This is a genomic window from Shewanella sp. S1-58-MNA-CIBAN-0166 (assembly GCF_040310085.1).
In the GTDB taxonomy this organism is placed as follows: Bacteria; Pseudomonadota; Gammaproteobacteria; order Enterobacterales; family Shewanellaceae; genus Shewanella.
Genome location: NZ_JBEOPN010000077.1, coordinates 1 through 685 on the forward strand (window position 1 = coordinate 1; position 685 = coordinate 685).

The 685-nt window shown below is 37.8% G+C and carries 1 protein-coding gene; it reads left to right on the forward strand.

The genetic code is table 11. The annotated features are described in order from the left end of the window. Positions 1-349 (forward strand): DUF4279 domain-containing protein (locus AAEY99_RS21140; protein ID WP_351011937.1); only part of this gene is annotated, 349 nt, incomplete at its 5' end. Positions 350-685 lie beyond the last annotated feature (336 nt).

Sequence of the window (685 nt, forward strand, 5' to 3'; positions counted from 1 at the left end):
TGATAAGATCACAGAAGTTATTGGTATTAGTCCGACATTGATAAGGAGAATTGAGCCAGATTCAAAATACAGACATAGACGTGAGTTCAATTATTGGGCTTTTTCTACAAAAGAATTATCTAATTCAACTGACAATAAAGAACACATAGACATTATTCTTAATAAACTTTACGGTAAGCAAGAACAAATGGATTCCTTGGTTAAGTTGAAATGCTCAGTAGATATATTTTGTTTTTGGAATTCAACAGGACAAGGTGGTCCGTCAATGGATGTTAATTTAATGAGAAAATTAGTGCAGTTTGGTCTTAACATCAGTTGGGACATGTATTTCGACGACGAATCTGCATAACACATATGAGCCTTCCGCCAGTCAATAGGCGAGCCCTTTTGCTACGGGAAGGTATTTGACTGCTTTTGCAGTCAAATACCTTTAGTATCCAAGATGGTCAATCAACAAATTCATCTACTTCGTCTGTCATTTAGCTGTCAAATCATCGTGCTTTTAGCAACAACAGCATGCAAACACTTATAGAGGCTCTCTTAGTGCGATTTCTTTAAAAATAAAGAATGCTGCCTGACACTTTTCATTCCTTTGACATGTCAGGGGCACTACGACTAAATGGATTTCGGAGTAAGAGCGGCGCAGGAGGCTAAAGCCGAGACATTTATCGGTTAACCCTAAGAT